This is a genomic window from Gulosibacter sediminis (assembly GCF_023370115.1).
GTDB classification, from domain to species: Bacteria; Actinomycetota; Actinomycetes; order Actinomycetales; family Microbacteriaceae; genus Gulosibacter; species Gulosibacter sediminis_A.
In genome coordinates, this window is record NZ_CP097160.1 from 1,719,185 (window position 1) to 1,743,712 (window position 24,528).

The following is a 24,528-nucleotide window of genomic DNA, read 5'->3' on the forward strand; positions in this document are numbered from 1 at the left end:
ACCCGGCCAGGTTCTCCGCAGAGACCGCAGGTCTTGATCGGTGCGGTATAACAGGCCAGGCAGACGAGTTCCGGGCGGCGGACGATGATGGTCGCGTGCTGCCTGCACCGCGAGCAGTCACCGAACGATCGAGGGTCGGCTCGCCAGCATTCGCGGCAGAAGCGCTGTCCGTCGATCGTGCGCTGCACGGGTCGGACCCGGCCACAGGAAGCGCAGGAGACGGACCTGGCGTTCCGCTCGCAACGAGAGCAGTGCCGACCACCGCTCGGCGTCTTGTGGGGCATTCTCACCGAGCGGCCGCAGGACTCGCACGTCGGCAGCACTACCCGGTCTGCTCCTTCTTCTACCAGCGCGCGGGCCAGATCCTGGACGGTCACCGGCACATTCGCATGCCGCCCCTCGAGGACCCCAGGCTGCTTGATCAGCGCGAGCTCAAGAAGCCGCTGCGTGAGGGGCACTGGCGCAACCGAATGCACGATCTCAGCGAGACGCTCGGGCAAGATCTCGGGAACGAGGGGACGCACGAGGTCGATAACTTCCGTGACTCTCGGCTGCTGCGGAGGCTTGGCCACCGTGGCTACTTCGTACGCGGACGGCGGATGGTTGCGCGGACAGGACGGAGATCACCGATCGACCCGCGCGTCGCTTCCTCGCCCACGGCCACCGGGGTCGATGCCTCTCGGCGAGCGATTGTCACGAGATCGTCGAGTGAGCACTCCAGCGCATCGCACAACGCCGCCAACACGTCGAGACGCACCCGCTGAGGCGGTTGCGTCACCAGCCGATACACCTGCTCCCTGGACAGGTCGATCCCGCGTTCCTCGAGCAGTGGCTTCAGCTTGGAGGTCTGGAAGATCCCGCGCGAAGCCATCACTCTGCGGAGATTCCATCCGGTGTCGAGCTCAACGGTCATCAGCTTCTCCTTCGATGAGGGCCTTCAGTGCTTCCGCGAGCACCCGGTTCTTGTAGTCCGAACTGACGGAGGCGTAGATCGAGGTCGTCGAGGCGTGCATGTGCCCGACCTGCTCCTGGACGAATCGATCGGCATAGCCGAACTCCAGCAAATGCGTGACGTAGGAATGCCGGAGGCTGTGCAGCGTCAGATCCTTCGACAGGCCAGCCTCGTCCCGCAGCTCCGCGAACCTCCGGTCGAGATACCCGGCGGACAGACGCGTGCGACGCTCGGTCACCCAGAGCGCGTCAAGGTCAACTCCGGGCGCGAAGCGTTCCCGGGCCTGCTCGAGCCATTGCTGCATGCCCGGCACCCACCAGTCGAACTCCGGCACCAGCAGCACCGTCCGCCGCCGCGGCGCACCACCTCCTGCAGCCTTCGCCCACCGCACGTGTATCGCGCCGTAACGCCCCCACTGGCGCATCTTTGCGTTGTGGTGCAGGTCGACGGTGTCGAGCATCACCGCCTCCGTGCGGCGCAACCCGAACGCGTAGACCGTCTTCAGCAGTTGTGCGTCACGCAACGCCCCGAGAGCGCCCTTCCGGCCCGACGCCACGAGCAGCTCGACGCGAGCGTCGGCGGTGTCGAACAGGCGCTCGATCTCGTCGTACGTGAACGGGCGGCGTTTCCCGTCCCCCTCGAACTCAAACCGGTGCGCGACCGTGTTCCACGGCAGACACACCTGGGACGGGACCTCACCGAACTCCCGGTCGCAGATCTCCATCCAGTCGTACAACGGGTTCGTGAGGTAGTCGCAGAATCCCCGGATGGACCCGTGATTGGCGCGCATCGTCGACAGCGTGCGAGTGCGTCCGCCCGATTCCGCGGTGAACTCATCCACATCGGCGACCGTCCACCTCCACGGGGGCTTGTCCACGAAATCACGGAACCGCGACACCGTCGCCGTCCGATTTCGAATCGTTTGCTCGCGGAGCCCGCGTGACAACTGCTGGTTCCGCCAGCCCTCGATCATCGCGTCGAAGACCTGTTCCTCCGGGTTCGCCAATGCGACGTTCGACGCTGACGTGAGCAGCCGAAGCGCCGCTGCTGTCAGCAACCACGAGGATGTCGTGTGGCAACTGAAGGAGCAGGCTGGTTCGATCAGCGTGCAGACGGTCATGGGGATCCTCGGTTCGATGTCCGGCGACTTCGCCGGATTCGCAGGGGCTGCGGGTCAGGCGTTCGAGGTTGGCAATACGCAGTCCTTGAGAGCCGTTGTAGACCGGCTGAAGCTCGCCGGCGTCATCAAGCTGCAGCAGGGTGGACAGCCCAGAGATCGCTGGAAGCTGCGCATCGCTTAACCCCCTGCTACGGTCGCCACTACAAAGCTCGTCCTCGCTCTAGGCTCAGGTTCATGGAGCGGACCACATCGAGGGTCCGGATGGAGATCAAGATACGTCGGGATCTCTCGGGATCGCGCAGGGCTTCGCAGGACGTCGGTCGGGATCATTCAGGATCTGACGGGATCTCTCGGGATACGACTACGTGTCGGACGCGCGCTGCCTAGGCAGTATGACAAGTATTCACTCGAGGTGGGCTATGCCCACCTGACAAGGACCGTCATGCCTAGCGATTGGATGTAAACCTGAGGTTCTGCGCCGTCGTTAGACGTCATTCGATAGGCCAGTCGCCGGGCAATCCAGTACTACAGCGAGCAGATAAACCCCAGAATCACGAGGGTCTTCGTCTCACCTGCCTTGCGAGCGCGCCACGTACAGGCTTGGAGTGTCGGGATAGTTCGCAAAAAACCTTGCGGGTACATTTGCGGGTACATTGGCCATTTTGACCCACTGTTCACACGACAAAGCCCTGATGAAAATTGCTTCTCATCAGGGCTTTTCGGTCGGGCTGACAGGATTTGAACCTGCGACCCCTTGACCCCCAGTCAAGTGCGCTACCAAACTGCGCCACAGCCCGTTGTTCACCGTGGTGACAACTCGAATAGCTTAGCGCATCCGGCGCCGCGAATGAAACCGAGCTGGCGCGCGGTGGCGACTTGGGTATTCTTGCGAACACAATCGACAGCAACACGAGGTTCGGGAGCAAGGATGGCCGAGGCAAAGTACGCAGAAGAGCGTCGGTCGGAGCTGCTGCGCATCCTCGCATCGGCGGGCCGAATCGACGCGGCCACGGTCGCAGCCGAGTTTGGCGTGACTTCTGAGACAGTGCGCAAGGACCTCATCGCGCTCGAAAACACGGGCCTACTGCGGCGAGTGCACGGCGGCGCAGTGCCGGCCGACTCGCACCTGTACGAGCCGACGCTCGAGGCGCGTATCGAGTTTTCGGCCGAGAAGCAGCGCATCGCACACAAGGCGCTCGAGTACATCCCAAACGGCGGGGCGGCGCTCTTCGACGCAGGCACCACGACGCACCGGCTCGTGCAGCAACTCCCCCACTCGGCGAACTTCACGGCCTACGTCAACGCACTGCCGCTTGCGACGACACTCCTACGCCAGCCGCAGGTGCGCGTCGAACTCGTCGGCGGCATGATGCGCGCGGTCACCTCGGCCGCGGTCGGCGACCGCACGGTGCGCGCGTTCGGCGGCATCAACGTCGGCGTCGCCTTCCTCGGCACGAACGGCATCCACCCCGAGCGCGGGCTCACGACGCCGAACCCCGACGAGGCCGCCGTCAAGCACGCGATGCTCGCCTGCGCCGAGCAGCGCATCGTGCTCACCGACCACTCGAAGTTCGGGCTCGTGCGCGGCGTGCGCCACGCCGAGCTCGCCGACATCGACATCATCATCACCGACCGCGACGTGCCCGCGGAGATGCACCGTGAACTCGACGCTGCTGGCGTGGAACTCGTTATCGCGTAAGCAGCTCGAGGTCGATCTCGGCCAGGCTCGCAACCACCTCGACGCCGAGCGCCTCGAACGCCTCGCGATCAGCAGCATCCGACGGCACGGCGATCACGCGCATCCCCGCATCGCGCCCCGCGGTCGCACCGCTCACCGAGTCCTCAACCACGACGCACCGCGCGGGCTCGACGCCGAGCGCGCTGGCGGCGGTCAGGTACGGCTCGGGATGTGGCTTGGCATGCGCCACCTCGTCACCGGCGACGGATGCGGCAAACGCAATTGGCGCAACCGCGAGCACGGGGTCGATGAGCGGACGATAGCTCGACGACACGAGCGCGCACGGCACCCCAGCACCCGCCACCAGGCGCAACAACTCACGCGAGCCGGGCAGCCAGTCCGGCCCCTCCGCGTGATGCGCGGCAACCCGCTCGGTGAGCACCTGCGCGATCACCTCGGGGTCGCCGCGCACGCCGGCCGCAACCAGCTCGCGCGCCGTGTTGATGAGCGGGGTACCAAATACCTCGCGTGCCTGCGCCGAAGTCCAGGTCACCCCGGCCTCGCGCGCGAGCTCCTGCTCGCACACCTCCCAGGCGTACTCAGAATCGATCAGCGTGCCGTCCATGTCCCAGCAGATAGCGGCGGGCAGGGTGGGTACTCCGGTCATGCCAACTCCTCATTCGGTTGCGAATCCAACACAATCCAAAGATATCCGCGCAAGCCACTTGCCAAAAGCCCAACAATCTCCAATAATTCCAATTAAACCCAAACAAGCATCGGAGGGGCACGTGAGCGAGAACACCGCGCACCACATCGTCACCGTCACGCCAGCGCCGGCGATTGACTGGACGGTCACCGTCTCGAGCTTCGCGCTCGGCGCCGTGAACCGGGCGACCACCTCAACCCGCGAAGCCAGTGGCAAGGGCGTCAACGTCGCCTGGGCCCTGCACCGCGCGGGTATTGCCACCCGGGCCATCGTGCCGGCGGGCGGCAACACCGCTGAGTTCATGGCCACGCAGTTCACCGCAGGCGGACTCGGCCACGAGATCATCCCCATCGCCCGCGAGGTGCGCACGAACATCACGCTCATCTCTCCCGGCGAATCCACCAAGATCAACGAGCCCGGCACCCCGCTCGACGATGCCGAGTGGGGCAGCCTCAGCGCCGCCGTCGAGCTCGCTGCCAAGAGTGCCAGCATCATCGCACTCTGCGGCAGCCTGCCCTCGGGCTCCGCAGCGGATGTGTATGGCCGGCTCATCGAGTCGGTGCGGGCCCGCGCGCCCCACGTACGCATCGCGCTCGACACCTCGGGTGAGCCGCTGAACCAGTCGGTCAGCGCCGGCCCCGACCTCATCAAGCCCAACGTCGACGAGCTCGCCGAGCTCACGGGGCGTCCCCTGCGCAGCCTCGGCGAGGTGCGCGAGGCCGCCGACCACGCCCGCGAACTCGGCGCCGGTGCCGTGCTCGCCAGCCTCGGCGGCGACGGCTCGATGCTCGTCACGGCCGATGGCGCCTGGGTCGCCCGAGCCCACGACATCCCCGTCGTCAACACTGTCGGCGCGGGTGACGCGCTGCTCGCCGGCTTCCTTGCCGACGGCAACTTTGACTCCGAGAGCCTGCGCAACGCCGCGCTGTGGGCCTCGAGCGCGGTTGCCTCCCCCACCACGCTCTTCCCCGTGCGTGACGAGTTCGCGAGCCGCATCACCGTGCGCGACTTCGCGACCGAGTCCACGCTCGCCAGCACCGCACTTTCGGAGCCCGCAGCTCCTCCCGCAACAACCCCTGTCAACTAAGGAGACGGAGAGATGACCGACCAGTACATCATCGCCGCAACCGGGTGCCCCACCGGTGTGGCACATACGTTCATGGCTGAGGAAGCCATCATCCAGGCCGCCAAGGCGCGCGGCATCGAGGTGAAGGTCGAAACCCACGGCCAGGCCGGCGTCGAGCACGCCCTCACTGCCGACGACATCCGCCGCGCCACCGCGGTCATCGTCGCCGCCGACAAGGACGTCCAGGCCGAACGATTCGTTGGCAAGCCGCTCGTGAACGTGTCGGTCGCCGCCGGCATCCACAAGGCCGACCAGCTCATCGACCAGGCTCTCGCGAAGGCCGCGGCGGGCGAGAAGGCCGCCGCTGGCGAAGGCGAGTCCGAGTCGGCCCTCGACGCCGATCTCCTCGACGTCAAGTCGATCGAGACCACCGGCACCGGCTGGCGCCGCGTCGGTCGCGACATCTACAAGAGCCTCATGAACGGCGTCTCGCACATGCTGCCGTTCGTCGTTGCCGGCGGTGTGCTCATCGCGGTGTCATTCCTCTGGGGCATCTACTCGGCCGACCCCGAGAGCGACCAGTTCAACCAGTTCGCCGCGAACCTCAAGGAGATCGGCGGCATCGCGATGGGCCTCATGGTGCCCGTGCTGTCGGCCTTCATCTCCGACGCCATCGCGAAACGGCCAGGCCTCGTCGTCGGCTTTATTACCGGCCTCATCGCCTCCACCTACGGCACCGGCTTCCTCGGCGGTATCGTCACCGGCTTCCTCTCGGGCTACGGCATGCTGCTGCTCGACGCGGCGCTCAAGTGGATGCCGAAGTCGCTCAACGGCCTCAAGGCCATCTTCCTCTTCCCCGTCATCGGCACCTTCGTCTTCGGCCTCATCACGCTGTGGATCGCCACCCCGATGGCGAGCATCTCGACGAGCCTCGAGAGCTGGCTCTCGTCGTTCCAGGATGCGAACCCGCTGCTGCTCGGCCTCATCCTCGGCATCATGTGTGCGTTCGACATGGGTGGCCCCGTGAACAAGGCCGCCTACGTCACCGGTGTCGCGCTGCTCGGCGACGGCAACATCACCTTCATGGCCGCCGTCTCGGCCGCCTGCATCGCCCCGCCGCTCGTCACCGCGATCGCCGCGACCTTCTTTCCGAAGGGCTTCCAGCCCGCCGAACGTCGCGCCGGTTACGTCAACTACATCCTCGGCGCCACGCACATCACCGAGGGCGCGATCCCCTTCGCCGCGCGTAACCCGCTTGTCGTCATCCCGATCCTCATGCTCTCGAGCTCGATCGCCGCGATCCTCTCGCTCCTGTGGGGCGCCGGTTCGCCCGCCCCGCACGGTGGTTTCCTCGTGCTGCCCGTCGTCACGAACCCGCTGCTCTGGGTCGCCGCGATCCTCATCGGCTCGGTCGTCGGCGCGGTCATCTTTGGCCTCTACCGCACCGCGAGCGCTCGGCGCGCTGAAGCTGCAGAAGCCGGCGCGCACGCCGAGTCGGTTGAGACCCCGGCCGCAGCGCCGACGGATGCTCCGCTCACGCCCGCTCCCGCCGCCACCTCCGCGCCCGGAGCGGCGACCGGTACCGCGACCGCCACGCGCATCTTTGCCCCCGAGCACGTGCGGGTCGACGTCGAGGCCTCGGGCCGCGACGGCCTCCTCCAGCAGGTCGCGGCGACGGCGCAGCAGCTCGGCATGACGACTGACCCGGATGCGGTGGTCGCTGGCATGCTCGAGCGCGAGGCGCAGAGCACCACGGCCCTCGCGCAGGGTGTGTCGATCCCCCACGTGAAGTCGCCCGCTGTCACCGAAGCCGCGATCCTCATCGTCCGCGGCACCCAGCCGGTGACCTGGACCGACGGCGAGCTCGTCTCGACCGCGCTGGCGATCCTCGTACCCGCCGCCGAGGCCGGCAGCACCCACCTCGAGCTGCTCGCCAAGGTCGCCCGCGGTCTCATGGACGACGAGTTCCGCGAGACGCTCATCTCGGGCGACGTCGACGCCATCTACCAGCGGGTCGACGCCCAGCTCAACAGCTAAATCAAAATAGCCGCGATGCGCTGGCTGCTTCGGGTTCTTCGAGCTCGAGCAGCCAGCGTTTTCGTTCGAGGCCGCCCGCGTAGCCGGTGAGCGAGCCATCGGCGCCAAGCACCCGATGGCAGGGAATGATCACGCCGATCGGATTGTGGCCGACCGCCTGCCCAACTCGCTGCGCAAAGTGGCGGTTGCCAAGCGCCTCCGCCAGCTCGCCGTAGCTCGTCGTCTCACCGTAAGGAATCTCCCGCAGCAGCGCCCAGCACCGCTGCGAGAACTCGTCGCCACGCGGCGCGAGCGGCACCGTAAACTCGCGCACCTCGCCCGCGAAATATCGGGCCAGTTCATCACTGACATAGGTGAAGAGCGCGTCGTCCTCAGCATCGACTTCGACGCCAAACTCGGCCGCGTCGGGCAGATATCGCTGGTCGCTGAAGTAGCAGCCGCGCAGCGCCTCGCCCTCGGCGACGAGCACGAGGCAGCCGAGTTGCGATTCGATGCGGGTGTGGCGCAGGGTCACGCGATGCCCAATCGCAAGCGCTCGCCACTGTGCAGGCGGGCGAGTTCGTCGACGCCGATGCGCTCGAGAGAGTCGGTGAGGGAAACCCCGAGTCGCTCAAACTCGTCGAGCTGTTCGAGGTTGCTCGGCACGACCAGCACGTGCGCGCCCGCGGTGACGCCCGAGGTCGCGCCGCTCACCGAGTCCTCGATCACGAGTGAGTCTTCGATCGCCACGCCGAGGCGCTCCGCGGCGGTGAGGTACGGCTCCGGCTCTGGCTTGTTCGCGTGCACCTCGTCGCCCGCAACCGAGTGCTGAAATGCTCCCTCGGGCGCTGCCGCGAGCACCGCATCGATCACGCGGCGGAAGCTCGCCGAAACGACCGCGGCGGGCACCTTCGCCTCGCCGAGCGTCGCAAGCAGCGTCTCCACCCCGGGCATCCACTCGACACCGTGATTGTGGTGCCCGACCATCACATCGAGCAATTCGTTGAGCGCCTCATCGGCCGTGAGGGGCAAGCCTAGCGCGCGCATCTCCGCAATGGTGACCACGAGCGGCTTCCCGATCGTGGAGCGCGCGTCGGCTTCCGTCCACCGCGAGCCGTGCCGATCGGCCATGGCGCGCTCCGAGGCACCCCACAGCGGCTCGGAGTCGACAAGGGTGCCGTCGAGGTCAAACAGAATGGCGGCGGGCAGCTGAGATGTGGTCATACCGGTAATCTTGTCTGGTCATGTTGCAGACCACCTGGCAGGCGCGCGAGGCGGCACACCGCGAGCGCGCCGACGCGCTCACCGCTGACTATCGTGCCGCCCACGAGGCCGGCCGCAAACACGCGATCGACGACTTCCTGTTCACGTACTACTCGTACAAGCCGGCCGTGCTCCGCCGCTGGCACCCCGGCATCGGTGTCGCGCTCGAGGGCGCCGAGGCGTTCGCCGAGCGCCGCTGGTACCGGCGGGATGCGTCAGACCGGGTCGAGGTCGATGCCGCAGCTTTCCTCGCGGCCAAGGGCGACCTCGTCGAGCGCATCCGCGCCCTCACTGCAGCCATTGCCGGCCGCGAAGGCCAGTTCGGCTGCTTCGGCTTGCACGAGTGGGCAATGGTCTACCGCGACGACGAGCACCGGCATCCGATTCCGTTGCGGCTCGGGCAGCGTGGCACGGATGCGGTGGTCGAGTCGCACCGCATCACCTGCAGCCACTACGACGCCTACCGCTTTTTCACGCCCGAGGCTCGGCCCCGTAACCTGCTCGAACCGACGCGGGAACGCCAGTGCGAGCTCGACCAGCCGGGCTGCCTGCACGCGAACATGGACGTCTACAAGTGGTGCATCAAGCTTGGCCCGCTCGTGCCCGGTGAACTCCTCCTCGATGCGTTTGCCCTCGCCCGCGAGATCCGCTGGCTCGACATGGCGGCGTCACCCTACGACGTGCGCGACTACGGCGTCGAACCGATCGCGATCGAAACGCCCACGGGTAAGGCCGACTACGTGCGCCAACAACGCGCGTTCGCGAGCCGCTCGCAAGAGCTGCGGGCACGGCTGCTCAAAGTTATCGACGCCGCCACATCGTCGTCAGCGGGCGAAAGCCCTGCCGGAGCCAGAACGGCGCCGATTCGGGGTTGAGCGCGCCGAAATCGACGGCGAGCAGCTCGGCACCGGCCGCGCGGGCACGGGCATCGAGTTCGCCAACGAGCGCCGCACCGACGCCACCCGCACGGAGGCGTCGCGTGACGGCAGTGAACTGCACGTAGAGCTCTCGCTCGCGACTGGTGCGCGGCGCGACGGTGCCGGGGGCGGCGAAGTTCGCGACGCCCGCGAGTAGGCCAAAGTATTCGGCGACGACCGCGAGCACCGGCACGTCGACGACCTTGCTCGCATAGTCGAGCAGGTGTTCGCGCAGCTGCGGATGCGCCCACGCGCCGGTCGCGGCGTCGGCGTCGGCCGCGTGGAGTTCCTCGAGGAGGCCAGCGACACCGGCCCGATCGTCGGCGGTCACCTCGCGCAGCTTCCGGCCCGGCTTCGACGTCCAGGCCGAGGGCCGGGGCTCGCCCTCGACGCGGCGCACCGCGAACGTGCTCACGGGCGCGAAGCCGCGGGCCGCCAGCACCGCCGGAGCACCCCGCAGCGCCACCGGCAACTCGAGCTGCAGCGGCACGCCCGCCGGCGCCCCTGCCGCCCAGTCATCAATCAAATCGGCGAGGTCGCCAATCGCGGGCGAGGCCGGATCCTCCCCCGAAGTATCGGCGCCGCGCACCACGAGTTCGTTGGCCACGGGCGGGTTGAAGATCGACCAGGATGCATCGGGCTCGGGCCGCAGCTCGCTCGCGACGCCGACGAGGCTGCCGGCGGAGTGCATCCGCTCGCCCTCGGGGAGGGTGAATGGCGCGAGCTCAGCGAAGGCGTGGATACGCCACTCGTTCATGGCGTCGGTGGCGGCGTCGAGAGTGGTCACCCGCTCGACGCTACACGTCGGCGCGTCACGCCGTTTGGTAGATGACCTCGCGGTACCGCGGTCGGTACCCCATCCGCTCATTGACCTCGATCATCCACGGGTTCACGTGCGAGTTCCACGTCGCGATGCGGCGCACCGCGGGGAATTGCGTCGCGATGGCGCGATGCGTCGCGAGCTTGAGCGCAAGACCAAGACGGCGGCCCCGGTGTGCCTCGAACACGAGCGTGTTCCGTTGAAACGCGAGGTCGGCGCCCGCCTCGCTGCGCACCTCGACCTCGGAGTGCGCCGCGAGGCTGCCATCGGGTGCTTGCGACACCGCGATGATGCTGAAGTACCCCGAGGCGGTGCTGCGTGCCTCGCCCTCGCGGATGCGCTCGGGCGTGTACTCAGCAATCTCTCCCACGACTTCCTCGTCGGGTTCATCGAGTTCGAGTTGCGTGAGCAGCTTGCCGTACTGCTCGAGATACTCATCGGGCACTCGGTTGGCCCAGATCAGCGTCGTGTAGCCGGCACTGCGCGCGTCGACTTCGGCCTGTAGTTCGGCCTCGAGCCCGGCGTCCAGCGGTAGCGGCGCGGTGCGGCAGACCGCGACGTTCTTGCGTTCGACGCCGAGCCTCCGCATGATCCGATTCGCCGGATGCGCCGGGTCGTCGACGTCTTCGTCGAGCCAGAACTCGCCGTAAGCCTCGACACGCGCGCGACCCCCGTCTCGAATCGCCGGCAAGAGCGCCTCGTCGAGCAGGCGCGTGCCGATGCCGCGGCCCCTGGCATCGTGGGCGACCTGCAACTCGACGTAGACCAGGTCGAGGTTCTCTTGCAGCGGGAAGTCGACGCTCGCCTCGCCGACGACGCGATCGCCCTCCCACGCCGCCCAAAACACCTGGCGTTTGAACTCGCTGTCGACGATCTCCGCCCGCAGTTGCGCCGCGGTCTGCACGACGCTGCCGCCGAACTGCGCGAGATCGTAGGCGCCACGGAACTCGGCGACGGCGGTGAGCGCACGCTCGTCGTCGAGTTGAATTCTGGAAACTGTCAACGGTGACACTCGCCCAAGCGTACCCGGGCGGGTGCCACCATTGACAGCAGCAAGTTCGCGGTGCCTAGACCTCGAGCACGTCGCGGCGCACGGGCACAACGGCCGGGTGCACGTTACCGAGCGCCTCGATCACCCGCACGACCTGCTTCGAGTAGCCGAACTCGTTGTCGTACCAGACGTAGAGCACGAGGTTCTTCCCGTTCGCGATGGTCGCGAGACCATCGACGATGCCGGCACGGTCGTGACCGACGAAGTCGGTCGACACGACATCCTTCGACTCGATGTAGTCGATCTGCTGACGCAGGTCGGAGTGCAGCGACACCTGGCGCAGGTAGTCGTTGACCTGCTCCTTCGTGACCTCGGTCTCGAGCTCGAGGTTGAGCACGGCCATCGAAACGTCGGGTGTGGGAACGCGGATCGCGTTACCGGTGAGCTTGCCGGCGAACTCGGGCAGCGCCTTCGCAACGGCCTTCGCGGCGCCGGTCTCGGTGAGCACCATGTTCAGCGTCGCGGCGCGGCCGCGGCGCGAGCCCTTGTGGAAGTTGTCGATGAGGTTCTGGTCGTTCGTGAACGAGTGCACCGTCTCGACATGGCCGTGGTTCACGCCGAACTTCTTGTCGAGCGCGTGCAGCACCGGGGTGATGCCATTCGTGGTGCAGGACGCGGCCGAGAGGATCTGCTCGTCGTCGCGAATGTCCTTGTCGTTGATGCCGAACACGACGTTGCGAATGTTGCCCTTGCCCGGTGCCGTGAGCAGCACGCGAGCCACACCCTTCGCCTGGAGGTGCTGGCCGAGCCCCTCCTCGTCGCGCCAACGGCCGGTGTTGTCGACGACGATCGCATCGTTGATGCCGAACTGCGTGTAGTCGACGGTGCTCGGGTCGTTCGAGTAGATGACCTGAATCTGCGTGCCGTTGGCCACAATCGTGTTGTTGTCGCGGTCGACCTTGATCGTGCCGTTGAACGGGCCGTGCACCGAGTCACGGCGCAGCAGCGAGGCGCGCTTCTCGAGGTCATCGTCACCGTTCTTGCGCACCACAATGGCGCGCAGGCGCAGGCCGGGGCCCGTCGTCGCCTGGTCGATGAGGATGCGCGCGAGGATGCGGCCAATGCGGCCGAAGCCGTACAGCACGACGTCGGTGCCGCCGTCGCCCTCGATCGCGGGCTTCACGTCGCGCAGCTGCTCGGCGAGGAACGCATCCGCGTCGCCCGAGCCAGCCTGCTGGAACGCGACGCCGAGCGCGCCGAGGTCGACCGAGGCGATGTGCAGGTTCATGCGGCTCAGAGCCTCGAGCAGTTGGCGGGTGGTGCTGAGGTCAAGGGCCCCACCCGAGGTGTGGCGGCGGCCAAAGCGGTGCGCCTTGATGACGTCGATCGCCGAGAGGTTGATGAGTCGGCGGCCGTGGATCGAGGTGACGATATTCCGCTCTCGATACAGCTTCGAGATGAGCGGAATCAGCTGTTCCGCGGCGTCGAGGCGGTCAAACCAGAGACGCTGCTCAGCCAGGTGCACTTCGGTCATAGTGGGACGTCCTCCATTGGGTCCTATTGGGCGCGGGAGCGCGCAAGATGGGCCCTTTTAGGGTACCTGACGCCCTACTTGCGCTTGCGACGTTCTCGCACCCGCATATTGATTTGAATGGGCGTGCCCACGAAGCCGAACACCTCGCGTAGCCGGCGTTGAATGTATCGCCGGTAGCCGGGGTCGAGGAACCCCGTCGTGAACAGCACAAACGTGGGCGGGCGCGTCTGCGCCTGCGTCGCGAACAGCACGCGCGGCTGCTTGCCGCCGCGCAGCGGGTGCGGCAGCTCCTGCGTGAGCTCGGTGAGGAACGCGTTGAGCTTGCCGGTGGGGATGCGGGTGTCCCACGACTCGAGCGCGACGGTCAGGGCCGGTACGAGCTTTTCGAGGTGCCGGCCGGTCTTCGCCGAGATGTTGACGCGGGGTGCCCAGGCGACGTGCTTGAGGTCCTGCTCGATCTCGCGTTCCAGCTGCCAGCGGCGCTCGTCATCGAGTTCGTCCCACTTGTTGAAGGCGAGCACGAGCGCGCGGCCCGACTGCAGCACCATGTCGACGATGCGCACATCCTGCACGCCGAGCGGCTCGGTCACGTCGAACACGACGACTGCCACTTCGGCCTTGTCAATCGCCGTCGCGGTGCGCAGCGAGGCGTAGAAGTCGGCGCCCTGTTGTAGGTGCACGCGCTTGCGGATACCCGCGGTGTCGACGAAGCGCCAGACCCGACCGCCGATCTCGACGAGCGAGTCGACGGGGTCACGGGTGGTGCCGGCGAGGTCGTTGACGACGACGCGCTCCTCCCCCGCGGCCTTGTTGAGCAGGCTCGACTTGCCGACGTTCGGGCGGCCGACGATCGCAACGCGACGGGGCCCACCGACCTCCTGCTTCGCGACCTTCGACACCTCGGGCAGGATGCGCATGGCCTCGTCGAGCATGTCGGCGACGCCGCGACCGTGCAGCGCCGAGACCGGCCAGGGCTCGCCGAGGCCGAGGCCCCAGAGCGTGGCCGCGTTCGGCTCTTGCACCAGGTCATCGACCTTGTTGGCGAGCAGCAGCACGGGGCGGTCGCTCTTGCGGAGCATCTTCACGACGTGCTCGTCGCTCGAGGTGGGGCCGACGTTCGAGTCGACGACGAACAGCACCGCGTCGGCGAGTTCGATGGCGATCTCGGCCTGCTCGGCAACCGACCGGTCGATGCCGCGCGCGTCGGGTTCCCAGCCGCCGGTGTCGACGAGAGTGAAGTGGCGGCCGCCCCATTCGGCGCGGTAGCTCACGCGGTCGCGGGTGACGCCCGGCACGTCCTCAACCACGGCTTCGCGGCGGCCGAGGATTCGGTTGACGAGCGCCGACTTGCCGACGTTCGGGCGGCCGACGACCGCGAGTACGGGCAGCGCCGGCATGAGGAAGGTGCCGTCATCGGCGAAGTCACCCTCGAGTACCTCGAGGTCATCATCGTCGAGGTCGTATTCGTCGAGCGCGCGGCGAAGCACCTCGGCGCGCTGCTCGGCAACGTCGTCCTCGATTTCTTCGAGGCGCTCGCCGAGGTCGCCCTCGTAGCCCTCCTCGAAGAGGTCATCGCCCTCGATGAATTCGGGTTCGTACGGGGTGGTGTCGCTCACGAGCCGCTCCTTTCGCGGATCAACTCGAGCACGGCGTCGATCACCGCGTCAAGGTCAAGATGAGTGGAGTCGATGACGGTGACGCCGTCGGCTGCCGAAGTAAAGTTCACGACCTGCGAGTCGCGTGCGTCGCGCGCGGCCACGGTTGCGGCGACGGCCGCCGCGTCGTCGCCCGCGAGCTCGGCCTGGCGACGCCGGATGCGCTCGGTCTCGTCGGCGGTGAGCAGAATGCGCACATTCGCATCGGGGGCGACCACGGTCGTAATGTCGCGGCCCTCCGCGACGATGCCCGCCGCAGCCGACCCGAAGAGCAACTCGCGGAACCGCTCGTTGACGGCCTCCCGCACGGGGATGATGCGCGCGACCTTCGACACATTCGCCGAGATCTCGGTGGTGCGGATGTCGCCCGTGATGTCGTCATCGCCCACGCGCACCCACGACTCGTCGGGGTCGAGCGAGAGGCGCCAGGCATCGAGAAACGCGGGCATGAGCGCGATGATGGCCCGGGCGTCGTCGAGGTCGGCGCCGCGCTGCAGCCCGAACCACGTGATGGCCCGGTACACCGAACCGGTGTCGAGCAGCTGCCAGCCGAGGCGGCGTGCGACCTCGCGCGATACCGTCGACTTGCCGGAGCCCGCGGGCCCGTCGATTGCTACTACCGTTGCCGTCACTCCGCTAGCCTCCATCCGCGCGCTTCAAGTTCTTCCGTGAGTCGAGTGTGCACCTCGGGCAGCACCTCGATCTGCACCAGGCCAAGGTTCGCCCCCGGCGAATGCTCGAGGACTAGCTCCTCGACGTTGATCTCTGCCTCGCCAATATCGTGGAACAGCTGCGCGAGCTGGCCCGGGCGGTCGTCCACGAGCACCGTGAGCCGAGCGAAGGTGCGGCGGCTACCGTGCTTGCCGGGGATCTTGGCGACGCCCTCGTTACCAGCCCGCATGTGCTCGGCCACGGCCTTGCGCGCGCCAGGCACCGAAACGTCGTTGAGCGCCTCGGCAAGTTCACCCGCGTCGGCCGCGACCTGGCGCAGGATCTTGGCAACGCGCGGCCCATTCGCCGCGAGAATCTGGTTCCAGAGCGTGGGGTCGCTCGCCGCGATGCGCGTCACATCGCGCAGGCCACCGCCCGCGAGCGCGGCCGCGTCGGTCTCGTCGCGCAGAATCTGCCCGGCCATGATGCTCGAGACGAGCTGCGGCACGTGCGAGATCAGTGCAACCGCATTGTCGTGCTCTTCGGCGCTGAGCGACACCACGGTGCCGCCGAGGTCGAGCGCGAGGCCCTCGATCTCCTGCAGCGCAAACACGGTGGTTTGCTCGTGCGGCGCGATCACCCATGGGCGACCGACGAAGAGGTTCATGCGCCCAGCGAGTGGTCCACCCGTTTCGCGGCCAGCCATGGGGTGCGAGCCGAGGTAGCGGCTCAGGTCGCCGCCGCGCTCGCGCACGTGCTCGAGCGGCGCGGTCTTCACGCTCGTCACATCGGTGACGATCGCGTTCGGCCAGGCCTCGAGCTGCTGCATCACGACGTGCCCAGCAACATCCGGCGGCACACACACGACGACGATCTGCGGGGTGTCGGCCGGCGACGCCTCCGCGGCGTTCTTCGCGGGCGCGACGCGACCCGCGCCGTAGTCGGCGGCGAGGCCGAGCGCGACGGGCGAGGCGTCCGACAGCAGCACATCCACGCCCTTGGCGCTCAGGCCGAGGCCGACCGACGAGCCGAGCAGGCCGGTGCCGACGACGAGCACCGGTGAGTTCGTACGAGTTGGGGTCATTGGCGGGCCGCCCGCTTCGCGAGGCGCAGCAACTTGCCGAGCTCGTCGCGCGAGAGTTCGCGCAGCTCGCCGGCCTTGAGCGTGCCGAGCTGGAGCGGGCCGAAACTGCGACGCACGAGCTCCTGCACGGGGTGGCCGACGGCGTCGAACATGCGGCGCACGATGCGGTTGCGGCCCGAGTGCAGGGTGATCTCGACGAGGGTCGTGCGGCCGCCGCCCGAGCGGTCGACGATGTGGCCCGCGTCGGCCTTGATGAAGCCGTCCTCGAGCTCGATTCCATCGAGCAGCTGCTTGAGCTTGCCCGGGGTGAACTTGCCGCGCACCTTCGCGACATAGGTCTTCGTCACGCCGAACGAGGGATGCGCGAGCACGTGCGCGAGTTCGCCATCGTTGGTGAGGATGAGCAGGCCGCTCGTCTCGCCGTCGAGCCGGCCGACGTTGTAGACCCGCTCGTCGAACTGCTTCGCGAACTGGCGCAGGTCGGGGCGCCCCTGCTCATCGTGCATCGTCGAGACGACGCCGACGGGCTTGTTGAGCATGACGTAGCGCTTGGTCTGGTCGAACTGCACCGGGGTGCCGTTCACCACGACCTTGTCGTGTTCGGGGTCGATGCGTGTGCCGAGCTCGGTCACGCGCTGGCCGTTGACGCGCACCTTGCCCGCCGTGATGAGGTTTTCGGATGCGCGGCGCGAGGCGACGCCCGCATTCGCGAGCGCCTTCTGCAGGCGCACGCCCTCGGTCGAGAGCTCTTCGCGCGGCGCGGCGGCCGCCGCGGGCCGGTGCTGCGGCTGGAACGGGATGTCGTCGAAGTCGGCGAGCGAATAACCGCCGCGGGGTCGCTCGTGCTTCGCGCGACGCACGGCGTCGCGTTCCTGCTCGCGCTCCTGGCGGCTGCGCTCACGCTCGCCTCGGCGCTCGCGATCACGGTCGTAGTTATTCATGGAATCCATCCTGCCCGTCGTCGAGCAACGGGGAAATCTCGGGGAGCTCCTCGAGGGAGTTAATGCCGAGGTGCTGCAGCAGCAGCTCGGTCGTGCTGTAGAGCGTCGCCCCGGTCACCGGCTCGACGCCCGATTCGGTGATGAGGCCGCGGCTGACGAGGGTTCGCACCACGGAGTCGACGTTCACGGCTCGCACCTGGGCGACCTGCGAACGCGTCACGGGTTGGCGGTACGCGATCACCGTGAGGGTCTCGAGTGCCGCCTGTGACAGCCGCGACGGCTGCCGCACCGACACAAAGTCGCCCACGATCTCGTCGAAGTCCGAGCGCACGTACATGCGCCAGCCCCCGCCGACCTCGCGCAGCTCGAAGCCTCGGCGCGCGCCGCCAGACTCTCCATCATAGTCTGCGACGAGTTCGTGCAGGGCCTGCTGCACCGCCTTGACCGGCTGCGACACGGCGGCCGCGAGCGCGACGACGGGAATCGGCTCGTCGCTGACGAACAGCATCGCCTCGATGGCGCGCGTGAGATCGACCTCGATGGGTTGGTCATTGGTCATAGTCGGCCCCCAGCGTGCTCAAGTCTTCGTCGTTCCAATCTTCGCCGCTCCAGCTCACCGTGAGCTCCCCGAGCGGCACCTCCTGGTGCAGTTCGACGGCGGCCCGGCGGAACAACTCGAGCACCGCGAGAAAGCGCGCGACGACGACGCCCGCGACATCCGCATCCGCCACCAGCTCGCGGAACGTTGCCGGCCCGCCGTCGCGGAGCCGCCCAACGAGCAGGCTCGCCTGTTCGCGTATCGACACGAGCGGCGCGTGCAGGTGGTCGAGGCCGACCGTGGGGATCTCGCGGGGCGCGAAGACGAGCGCGGCGATCGCGGCGAAGTCGTCGAGCGAGTGGGTCCACACGAGATCGGGCACGCGGTCGATGAACTTCTGCTCGAGCGGCACCGTGCGGGCGGTGCGACGTGCCTCAGTCTCGAAGTGGCCGCGGAACCACTCGGCCGCCTCCTTGAACGCACGGTACTGCAGCAGCCGCGCGAACAGCAGGTCGCGGGCCTCGAGCACCGCGACGTCTTCGGCGTCGACGTAGTCGCCCTGCGGCAACAGGCTCACGAGCTTCATGTCGAGCAGCGTCGCGGCGACGACGATGAACTCGCTCGCGCGGTCGAGTTCCTCGGCCCGCTCGAGCTGAGCGACATAGGCGATGAACTCGTCAGTCACCCGCGACAGCGAGATCTCGGTGATGTCGAGCTCGTGGCGGCCGATGAGCTGCAACAGCAGGTCGAACGGCCCCTGAAACACGTCGAGGGCGACTCGAAAGTCGCCCTCCTTGGGTGCCTCGCTAGGCGGCTGCACCGCGGGCCACCAGCTCGCGGGCCAGCTGCCGGTAGGCCTTCGCCGCCGCGTGTTCTGGCGCGAACTCGACGATCGGTACGCCGGCAATCGACGCGTCGGGGAACTTCACGGTGCGGCCGATGACGGTGTCGAATACCTTGTCGCCGAACACCTCAAAGACACGGTCGAGCACCTCGCGCGAGTGCAGGGTTCGGCCGTCGAACATGGTCGGCAGGATGCCGTCGAGCTCGAGCGCCGGGTTGAGGCGCGAGCGCACCTTCTCGATGGTCTCGATGAGCAGGGCGACGCCACGCAGCGCGAAGTACTCGCATTCGAGGGGAATCATCACGCCGTGGCTCGCGGTAAGCGCGTTCACGGTGAGCAGGCCGAGCGACGGCTGGCAGTCGATGAGCACGAGGTCGTAGTCGTCGGCGACCTTGCGGATGATCGACGCGAGGATCTGCTCGCGGGCCACCTCGGTGACGAGGTGCACCTCGGCGGCCGAGAGGTCGATGTTCGCGGGGATCACATCGAGGCCCTCGAAGTGGGTCTTCGCGATCGCGGCGTGCGGGTCGGACTCGCGGCCGATGAGCAGGTCGTAGATCGTCAGCGAGTTGTGCGTCGAAATGCCGAGGCCGGCCGAGAGTGCGCCCTGCGGGTCGAAGTCGATGCAGAGCACGCGCCGACCGTACGACGCGAGCGATGCGGCGAGGTTGATCGAGGTCGTCGTCTTGCCGACGCCACCCTTCTGGTTGCACATCGCGATGACGCGCGCGGGGCCGTGCTCGGGCAGCGGCTCGGGCTCGGGAAACTTGTTGTACTGCCGGGTCGACACGGCCTCGGCCGAGCGGGGCTGGCCGGGAGCACTGCCTTCGGCGGGTTCGGGCGCGGGGCCGGTGACCGGCCGCGGCTTGGTCTTGGGCTTCGACTTGAGCAGATCAGCCGGAACCTCGAGGCCCGGCAGCTCGGGCAGGTCGGCTTCGTTCATTGCAGACACTGTCGCCGCCTCCTTTTTCGACATGTTGATCACGCGTTTCCAAATAGTAAGCACCGCCCCGGGCACGCCCTTGCTGCCTCGCCGCTTCGCAACCACTGCACTTCAAGTACAGGTTGAACTTGAGGTTCGGCGTGTCGTCGCACCGAACAGGCAGCGAGCGCGGCCGCGATTGCGGCCGCGCTCGCGACGAGTCTGCTGCGATGTATTAGTGGATCAGCACCTTGAGCGCGTCTTCCTTCGCGGCATTGCCGAACACCTCGTACGCCGTCAAGAAGTCATCGAAGGCGAACTCGTGGGTGACGAATTTGTCTGCGGGCAGCTGTTTTTGCGCAACCAGCTTGAGCAGCATCGGCAGCGTGGTCGTGCTCACGAGGCCGGTGGTGATGGCAAGGTCGTCGATCCAGATCTTGTTCAGCGGCAGTTCGACCGGCGCCCCGTGCACGCCCGCATTCGCGAGTGTGCCGCCCGGGCGGAGGATGTTGAGAGCAGCATCGAATGTGTCGGGGATACCCACGGCCTCGATCGAAACATCGACGCCGAGGCCATCGGTAAGCGCGATCACTTTGTCTTCCCAACCGGGCTCGCCCGAGTTGACGGTGTCGGATGCACCAAAGATGGCCGCACGCGCGAGACGGTTGTCATCGAGGTCGATCGCGATGATCTTCGACGGGCCGTAGAGCCGCGCCGTCATAACTGCAGCAAGCCCGACGGGGCCGGCACCGACGACCGCGACGACATCGCCGGGCTTCGTGCGTCCATTGCGCACACCGATCTCGAACCCGGTGGGGAGGATGTCGGAGAGCACGATCGCTTCCTTGTCGCTCATCCCTTCGGGCACCTTGTAGGTGGACGTGTCGGCGAAGGGAACTCGCACGTACTCGGCCTGGGTGCCGTCGATGAGGTGGCCGAAAATCCAGCCGACGCCCGATGCCCCCTCGTCGGCGAGGCAGTGGCTGTAGAGGCCCTGTTTGCAGTAGCTGCAGTGACCGCAGGCGCTCACACAGGAGAGAATGACGCGGTCGCCGACCTTGAGCTCGGCAACACCGCTGCCGACTTCGGTTACGACGCCGACGCCTTCATGGCCGAGGATGCGCCCCGGTTCAACCGCGGGCACGTCGCCCTTCAGAATGTGGAGGTCGGTGCCGCAGATGGTGGTGGCTACCATCTTGACGATGACGTCGGTGGGGTGCTGGATTTGCGGGTCGGGGACGTCGGTCCAAACTTTTTGACCGGGGCCCTGGTACACAAGTGCCTTCATTTTGGGTTCCCTTTCGGCTTCTTTCCGGGACGGAGCAAAATGCGGGGATAGAAGATTCGCTTAAGTCGGCGAATCGGCTTCTCGGTGACTGTCTTTCCGCTTTCCATGCTATTCACCGATGACTACGCGAGCCTGAGCCGTCCTCCACCACAGGGACAATCGCCCGCCCCAGCCGACCGAAGCCGCCCACGATCCGGGTCGGCTCCGTCGTTTCTCCCGACGTCAGAGGTCGATGAGGGCGTCCTCCCTCGAACTCCCGATGCGTAGAGAATTGCGCACCGACCGCGCGCTACCGCGCCCGAGGATGCGCGAGCGCGTACATCTCGCGCAGCGCGTCGGCCGTTACCTTCGTATAAATCTGCGTCGTCGACACCGAGGAGTGGCCGAGCAGCTCCTGCACGACCCGCACATCCGCCCCGCCCTGCATGAGGTGCGTCGCGAACGAGTGGCGCAGCGTGTGCGGCGACACATGCGTCGTGAGTTCGGCGCGCTCGGCGACGCGCTGCAAGATGTTCCACGCGCTATTGCGTGAGAGCGGGCCGCCGCGCACGCCGAGGAACAGTGCAGGCGAGCCCTTGCCCTTCGCCGCGAACCCCGGCCGGGCCCGCACGAGGTAGGCGTTGAGCGCATCCTGGGCGAACGAGCCGAGCGGCACGACGCGATGCTTGTCGCCCTTGCCCCGCACCCGCACCATGTCGCGGTCGATGACGTCGTCGACGGCGAGGCCGACCGCCTCCGAAATGCGGGCGCCCGAGGCATAGAGCACCTCAAGCAGCGCCCGGTCGCGCAGCTGCTCGGGAGTGTCGCCGCCCGCGGCATCAAGGAGGCGCTGCACCTCGTCGACCGTGAGCGCCTTCGGGAGTCGCTTCGGCAGCTTTGGTGTTTGGAGCTCGCTCGCGACGTCCTCCGGCACGACGCCCTCGTCGTCGAGGAAACGGTGGAAGCCACGCACGCTCGAGGCGATGCGGGCCGCCGAGGAGGCGGCCAGGTTGAGGCCGTCGGGGTCGCGCAGCCAGGCCATGAACTCGCGGGGCTCGTTCGCCGTCACCTGCGCCGGGTCGTCGATGCCCTGCTCGGCGAGAAACTCGACGTATCGGTCGAGGTCACGGCGGTAGGCGCCGAGCGAATTGGCCGAGAGCCCCCGCTCGATGGTGAGGTGCCGAAGGTACCGTTCGGCGAAGCGGTTCACGCGCGCCGTCCGCCCTCGAGGGCGCGCGGCGTCACCCCCGGCCCGGGCGAGCGGGTCGGCCAGGGCGTTGCGGCGTCGCGCAGCGTCGACCAGCCGCGGCGGCGCGACTCATTCGCGACGAGCAGCGCCTGCAGCAGCGCGGGGTTGTGCAGCTCGCCCGCGAGCACCGCGTCGATGGCGTCGTCGAGCGCGACCCAGCGCGTCTCGATGTCGGCCTCCTCGAGCGTGCGCTCGAACTCGAGCGGCGAGGTGGTGAGGCCGCGGGCGAGGAAGATGCGAATCGACTCGTTCGAGCCGCCCGGGCTGTTCCAGAAGTCGTGCAGCAGCCACCACTGCGACGCCTCGAGCTGCGCCTCCTCGGCGAGCTCGCGCTGTGCGGCGACGAGCGGTGACTCGTCGGGGCCGCCGTCGAGCAGTCCGGCCGGGATCTCCCAGTTGCGGGCGCGCACGGGGTGACGGTACTGCGAAATGAGCAGCACCTCGTCGTCGTCGTTGATCGCGAGCACCGCGACGGCCGAGGTGTGGTCGATGTACTCGCGGTGCATCACGGCGTCGCGGTACTGCACCTCGTCGTCGACCAAGTTCCACACCCAGCCGCGGTGCACGAGTCGCTGCGATCGCAGTTCGTGCACCTCGGGCTCGTCGCGCAGGGTCACTCGGCGTCGTCCACTTCCACGAGCCGGCTCGCGGCCTCACGCTCGATGGCGGCCTTGACGAGGCCGGCGAACAGCGGATGCGCGTGGTTCGGTCGCGACTTGAGTTCGGGGTGCGCCTGGGTCGCCACGTAGTACGGGTGCACGTCGGCGGGCAGTTCGACGAACTCGACGAGGTGGCCGTCGGGTGAGGTGCCCGAGAAGACGAGCCCCGCGTCGGCGATCTGCTCGCGGTACTGGTTGTTCACCTCGTAGCGGTGGCGGTGACGCTCTTCAACCTCGGTTGAGCCGTAGACGCCCGCGATGATCGAGCCCTCCTGCAGCACGGCCGGGTACGCGCCGAGGCGCATGGTGCCGCCGAGGTCGCCGCCGTCGATGATGTCGACCTGCTCGGCCATCGTCGCGATGACGGGTGCCGGGGTCTCGGGGTCGAACTCGCTCGACGAGGCACCCTCGATGCCGGCGACATTGCGCGCGTACTCGATCACCATGCACTGCAGGCCGAGGCAGAGGCCGAGGGCCGGGATGCGGTTCTCGCGCGCGAAGCGCAGGGCGCCAAGCTTGCCCTCGATGCCGCGCACGCCGAAGCCGCCGGGCACGCAGATGCCATCGAGGTCGGAGAGTGCGGCCGCCGCACCCTCGGGTGTCTCACAGTCGTCGGAGGGCACCCAGCGCAATTCGACCCGCGCATCGTTCGCAAAGCCGCCGGCCTTGAGCGCCTCCGACACCGACAGGTAGGCGTCGGGCAGGTCGATGTACTTGCCAACAAGACCGATCGTCACGGTGCGCTTCGGGTTGTGCACGACGTCGAGCAGTCGCTCCCAGCCCTCGAAGTCGAAGGTGTCCGAGATCGGCAGCTTGAGCTGCTCGATGATGTAGTCGTCGAGGCCCTGCTCGTGCAGCGTCGAGGGAATCTCGTAGATCGACGGCAGGTCGGGCGTGTTCACGACCGCGCGCTCGTTGACGTCGCACATGAGCGCGATCTTCGAGCGGTTCGAGTCGGTGACGGGGCGGTCGCTGCGCAGCACGAGCGCATCCGGCTGAATACCGTACGAGCGCAGCGACGCGACCGAGTGCTGGGTCGGCTTCGTCTTCTGCTCGCCCGACGCGCCCATGAACGGCACGAGCGAGACGTGCACGAAGAACACGTTGTCGCGGCCGAGCTCGTGGCGAATCTGGCGGGCCGACTCGATGAACGGCAGCGACTCGATGTCGCCGATCGTGCCGCCGACCTCGGTGATGATCACGTCGGGCCGCGGCTCTTCTTCTGCCTGGAGGCGCATGCGGCGCTTGATCTCGTCGGTGATGTGCGGAATGACCTGCACGGTGTCGCCGAGGAACTCGCCGCGCCGTTCCTTCGCGATGACCGTCTGGTACACCTGGCCGGTCGTCACGTTCGCGGCCGCGCTGAGGTTGACGTCGAGGAAGCGCTCGTAGTGCCCGATGTCGAGGTCGGTCTCGGCGCCGTCGTTCGTGACGAACACCTCGCCGTGCTGGAACGGGTTCATCGTGCCCGGGTCAACGTTGAGGTACGGGTCGAGCTTCTGCATGACGACGTGCAGGCCGCGGGCCGTCAGCAGATTGCCCAGGCTCGCCGCCGTGAGGCCCTTACCGAGCGAGGAGACAACCCCTCCGGTGACGAAGATTTGCTTGACCGGAGTCTCGGACTTGGCGGGGTGCACAGTTGCGTCGTTCACGGA

The 24,528-nt window shown here is 67.5% G+C and carries 24 protein-coding genes and 1 tRNA gene; 5 read left to right on the plus strand and 20 right to left on the minus strand.

Going from position 1 to position 24,528, the window contains the following annotated elements; translation table 11 throughout:
* Positions 1–577: 577 nt before the first annotated feature.
* Both M3M28_RS07965 and M3M28_RS07970 read right to left on the minus strand, forming a co-directional pair.
* A complete protein-coding gene (locus tag M3M28_RS07965) occupies positions 578–913 on the minus strand; it encodes a helix-turn-helix domain-containing protein (protein ID WP_026936353.1) in 336 nt (111 codons plus the stop codon).
* The gene (locus tag M3M28_RS07970) at positions 903–1,958 is read right to left on the minus strand and encodes a tyrosine-type recombinase/integrase (RefSeq protein ID WP_249385959.1); all 1,056 of its coding nucleotides are present in this window, start codon (positions 1,956–1,958) and stop codon (positions 903–905) included. Before M3M28_RS07970 ends, M3M28_RS07965 begins: the two co-directional genes overlap by 11 nt.
* Before the next feature lie 64 nt (positions 1,959–2,022).
* Here M3M28_RS07970 and M3M28_RS07975 point away from each other — a divergent pair, with 64 nt between their 5' ends.
* The gene (locus tag M3M28_RS07975) at positions 2,023–2,253 is read left to right on the plus strand and encodes a hypothetical protein (protein ID WP_131491329.1); all 231 of its coding nucleotides are present in this window, start codon (positions 2,023–2,025) and stop codon (positions 2,251–2,253) included.
* A 542-nt stretch (positions 2,254–2,795) separates the two neighbouring features.
* On the opposite strand, the gene M3M28_RS07980 is transcribed toward M3M28_RS07975, so the two are convergent.
* A tRNA-Pro gene (locus tag M3M28_RS07980) sits at positions 2,796–2,869 on the minus strand.
* A 131-nt stretch (positions 2,870–3,000) separates the two neighbouring features.
* Here M3M28_RS07980 and M3M28_RS07985 point away from each other — a divergent pair.
* Positions 3,001–3,771 (plus strand): DeoR/GlpR family DNA-binding transcription regulator, encoded by a 771-nt coding sequence (locus M3M28_RS07985; protein WP_249385960.1) that lies wholly within the window; start codon positions 3,001–3,003, stop codon positions 3,769–3,771.
* Here the strand turns inward: M3M28_RS07985 and M3M28_RS07990 are convergent.
* Entirely contained in the window at positions 3,761–4,417 is a 657-nt protein-coding gene (locus M3M28_RS07990) for an HAD family hydrolase (RefSeq protein ID WP_249385961.1), read from the minus strand. The genes M3M28_RS07985 and M3M28_RS07990 overlap by 11 nt on opposite strands.
* 121 nt (positions 4,418–4,538) lie before the next feature.
* Here M3M28_RS07990 and M3M28_RS07995 point away from each other — a divergent pair, with 121 nt between their 5' ends.
* Complete coding sequence (locus M3M28_RS07995) at positions 4,539–5,543, plus strand: 1-phosphofructokinase family hexose kinase (protein ID WP_249385962.1); 1,005 nt, start codon at positions 4,539–4,541, stop codon at positions 5,541–5,543.
* 12 nt (positions 5,544–5,555) lie between these two features.
* The gene (locus tag M3M28_RS08000) at positions 5,556–7,559 is read left to right on the plus strand and encodes a fructose-specific PTS transporter subunit EIIC (RefSeq protein WP_249385963.1); all 2,004 of its coding nucleotides are present in this window, start codon (positions 5,556–5,558) and stop codon (positions 7,557–7,559) included.
* 1 nt (position 7,560) lies between these two features.
* Here the strand turns inward: M3M28_RS08000 and M3M28_RS08005 are convergent, their stop codons facing one another.
* Both M3M28_RS08005 and M3M28_RS08010 read right to left on the minus strand, forming a co-directional pair.
* Entirely contained in the window at positions 7,561–8,073 is a 513-nt protein-coding gene (locus tag M3M28_RS08005; protein ID WP_249385964.1) for a methylated-DNA--[protein]-cysteine S-methyltransferase, read from the minus strand.
* On the minus strand, positions 8,070–8,762 hold the full coding sequence (locus tag M3M28_RS08010; protein ID WP_249385965.1) for an HAD family hydrolase: 693 nt from the start codon (positions 8,760–8,762) through the stop codon (positions 8,070–8,072). Before M3M28_RS08010 ends, M3M28_RS08005 begins: the two co-directional genes overlap by 4 nt.
* 20 nt (positions 8,763–8,782) lie before the next feature.
* Here M3M28_RS08010 and M3M28_RS08015 point away from each other — a divergent pair, with 20 nt between their 5' ends.
* Positions 8,783–9,676: a 3-methyladenine DNA glycosylase gene (locus tag M3M28_RS08015; protein WP_249385966.1), complete on the plus strand. Its 894-nt coding sequence runs from the start codon at positions 8,783–8,785 to the stop codon at positions 9,674–9,676.
* Here the strand turns inward: M3M28_RS08015 and M3M28_RS08020 are convergent.
* The 14 genes from M3M28_RS08020 to M3M28_RS08085 form a co-directional block, all read right to left on the minus strand.
* Entirely contained in the window at positions 9,603–10,505 is a 903-nt protein-coding gene (locus M3M28_RS08020) for a GNAT family N-acetyltransferase (protein ID WP_249385967.1), read from the minus strand. The two genes, M3M28_RS08015 and M3M28_RS08020, sit on opposite strands and share 74 nt — an antisense overlap.
* Positions 10,506–10,530: 25 nt before the next feature.
* Positions 10,531–11,550 carry a GNAT family N-acetyltransferase gene (locus M3M28_RS08025; RefSeq protein WP_249385968.1) on the minus strand — a complete coding sequence of 340 codons (1,020 nt, stop codon included), beginning with the start codon at positions 11,548–11,550 and terminating at the stop codon, positions 10,531–10,533.
* A gap of 55 nt (positions 11,551–11,605) precedes the next feature.
* A complete protein-coding gene (locus M3M28_RS08030; protein ID WP_249385969.1) occupies positions 11,606–13,063 on the minus strand; it encodes a glyceraldehyde-3-phosphate dehydrogenase in 1,458 nt (485 codons plus the stop codon).
* Positions 13,064–13,137: 74 nt separating this feature from the next.
* Positions 13,138–14,583 carry a ribosome biogenesis GTPase Der gene (gene der / locus M3M28_RS08035; RefSeq protein ID WP_431193869.1) on the minus strand — a complete coding sequence of 482 codons (1,446 nt, stop codon included), beginning with the start codon at positions 14,581–14,583 and terminating at the stop codon, positions 13,138–13,140.
* 92 nt (positions 14,584–14,675) lie between these two features.
* The gene (gene cmk / locus M3M28_RS08040) at positions 14,676–15,350 is read right to left on the minus strand and encodes a (d)CMP kinase (protein ID WP_249385970.1); all 675 of its coding nucleotides are present in this window, start codon (positions 15,348–15,350) and stop codon (positions 14,676–14,678) included.
* Positions 15,347–16,453, minus strand: coding sequence for a prephenate dehydrogenase (locus M3M28_RS08045; protein WP_249385971.1), 1,107 nt, complete (start codon positions 16,451–16,453; stop codon positions 15,347–15,349). Before M3M28_RS08045 ends, cmk begins: the two co-directional genes overlap by 4 nt.
* Positions 16,450–17,394 carry a pseudouridine synthase gene (locus M3M28_RS08050; protein WP_249385972.1) on the minus strand — a complete coding sequence of 315 codons (945 nt, stop codon included), beginning with the start codon at positions 17,392–17,394 and terminating at the stop codon, positions 16,450–16,452. The genes M3M28_RS08045 and M3M28_RS08050 overlap by 4 nt, the downstream gene beginning before the upstream one ends.
* Positions 17,387–17,953, minus strand: coding sequence for an SMC-Scp complex subunit ScpB (gene scpB, locus M3M28_RS08055; RefSeq protein WP_249385973.1), 567 nt, complete (start codon positions 17,951–17,953; stop codon positions 17,387–17,389). Before scpB ends, M3M28_RS08050 begins: the two co-directional genes overlap by 8 nt.
* Entirely contained in the window at positions 17,943–18,752 is an 810-nt protein-coding gene (locus tag M3M28_RS08060; RefSeq protein WP_249385974.1) for a segregation and condensation protein A, read from the minus strand. Before M3M28_RS08060 ends, scpB begins: the two co-directional genes overlap by 11 nt.
* Positions 18,739–19,719: an AAA family ATPase gene (locus M3M28_RS08065; RefSeq protein WP_249388023.1), complete on the minus strand. Its 981-nt coding sequence runs from the start codon at positions 19,717–19,719 to the stop codon at positions 18,739–18,741. The genes M3M28_RS08060 and M3M28_RS08065 overlap by 14 nt, the downstream gene beginning before the upstream one ends.
* A gap of 214 nt (positions 19,720–19,933) precedes the next feature.
* Positions 19,934–20,986: a zinc-dependent alcohol dehydrogenase family protein gene (locus M3M28_RS08070; protein WP_249385975.1), complete on the minus strand. Its 1,053-nt coding sequence runs from the start codon at positions 20,984–20,986 to the stop codon at positions 19,934–19,936.
* A gap of 289 nt (positions 20,987–21,275) precedes the next feature.
* Positions 21,276–22,175 (minus strand): site-specific tyrosine recombinase XerD, encoded by a 900-nt coding sequence (gene xerD, locus M3M28_RS08075; RefSeq protein WP_249385976.1) that lies wholly within the window; start codon positions 22,173–22,175, stop codon positions 21,276–21,278.
* Positions 22,172–22,831: an NUDIX domain-containing protein gene (locus tag M3M28_RS08080; protein ID WP_249385977.1), complete on the minus strand. Its 660-nt coding sequence runs from the start codon at positions 22,829–22,831 to the stop codon at positions 22,172–22,174. Before M3M28_RS08080 ends, xerD begins: the two co-directional genes overlap by 4 nt.
* Entirely contained in the window at positions 22,828–24,525 is a 1,698-nt protein-coding gene (locus M3M28_RS08085; RefSeq protein ID WP_249385978.1) for a CTP synthase, read from the minus strand. The genes M3M28_RS08080 and M3M28_RS08085 overlap by 4 nt, the downstream gene beginning before the upstream one ends.
* Positions 24,526–24,528: the final 3 nt, after the last annotated feature.

Excerpts from the sequence above, each read along its gene's own strand:
- M3M28_RS07965 (WP_026936353.1), bottom strand. The coding sequence starts at position 913 with ATGACCGTTGAGCTCGACACCGGATGGAATCTCCGCAGAGTGATGGCT.
- M3M28_RS07985 (WP_249385960.1), top strand. The coding sequence starts at position 3,001 with ATGGCCGAGGCAAAGTACGCAGAAGAGCGTCGGTCGGAGCTGCTGCGC.
- M3M28_RS07990 (WP_249385961.1), bottom strand. The coding sequence starts at position 4,417 with ATGACCGGAGTACCCACCCTGCCCGCCGCTATCTGCTGGGACATGGAC.
- M3M28_RS08000 (WP_249385963.1), top strand. The coding sequence starts at position 5,556 with ATGACCGACCAGTACATCATCGCCGCAACCGGGTGCCCCACCGGTGTG.
- M3M28_RS08010 (WP_249385965.1), bottom strand. The coding sequence starts at position 8,762 with ATGACCACATCTCAGCTGCCCGCCGCCATTCTGTTTGACCTCGACGGC.
- M3M28_RS08015 (WP_249385966.1), top strand. The coding sequence starts at position 8,783 with ATGTTGCAGACCACCTGGCAGGCGCGCGAGGCGGCACACCGCGAGCGC.
- M3M28_RS08030 (WP_249385969.1), bottom strand. The coding sequence starts at position 13,063 with ATGACCGAAGTGCACCTGGCTGAGCAGCGTCTCTGGTTTGACCGCCTC.
- M3M28_RS08045 (WP_249385971.1), bottom strand. The coding sequence starts at position 16,453 with ATGACCCCAACTCGTACGAACTCACCGGTGCTCGTCGTCGGCACCGGC.
- M3M28_RS08050 (WP_249385972.1), bottom strand. The coding sequence starts at position 17,394 with ATGAATAACTACGACCGTGATCGCGAGCGCCGAGGCGAGCGTGAGCGC.
- scpB (WP_249385973.1), bottom strand. The coding sequence starts at position 17,953 with ATGACCAATGACCAACCCATCGAGGTCGATCTCACGCGCGCCATCGAG.
- M3M28_RS08065 (WP_249388023.1), bottom strand. The coding sequence starts at position 19,719 with ATGAACGAAGCCGACCTGCCCGAGCTGCCGGGCCTCGAGGTTCCGGCT.
- M3M28_RS08070 (WP_249385975.1), bottom strand. The coding sequence starts at position 20,986 with ATGAAGGCACTTGTGTACCAGGGCCCCGGTCAAAAAGTTTGGACCGAC.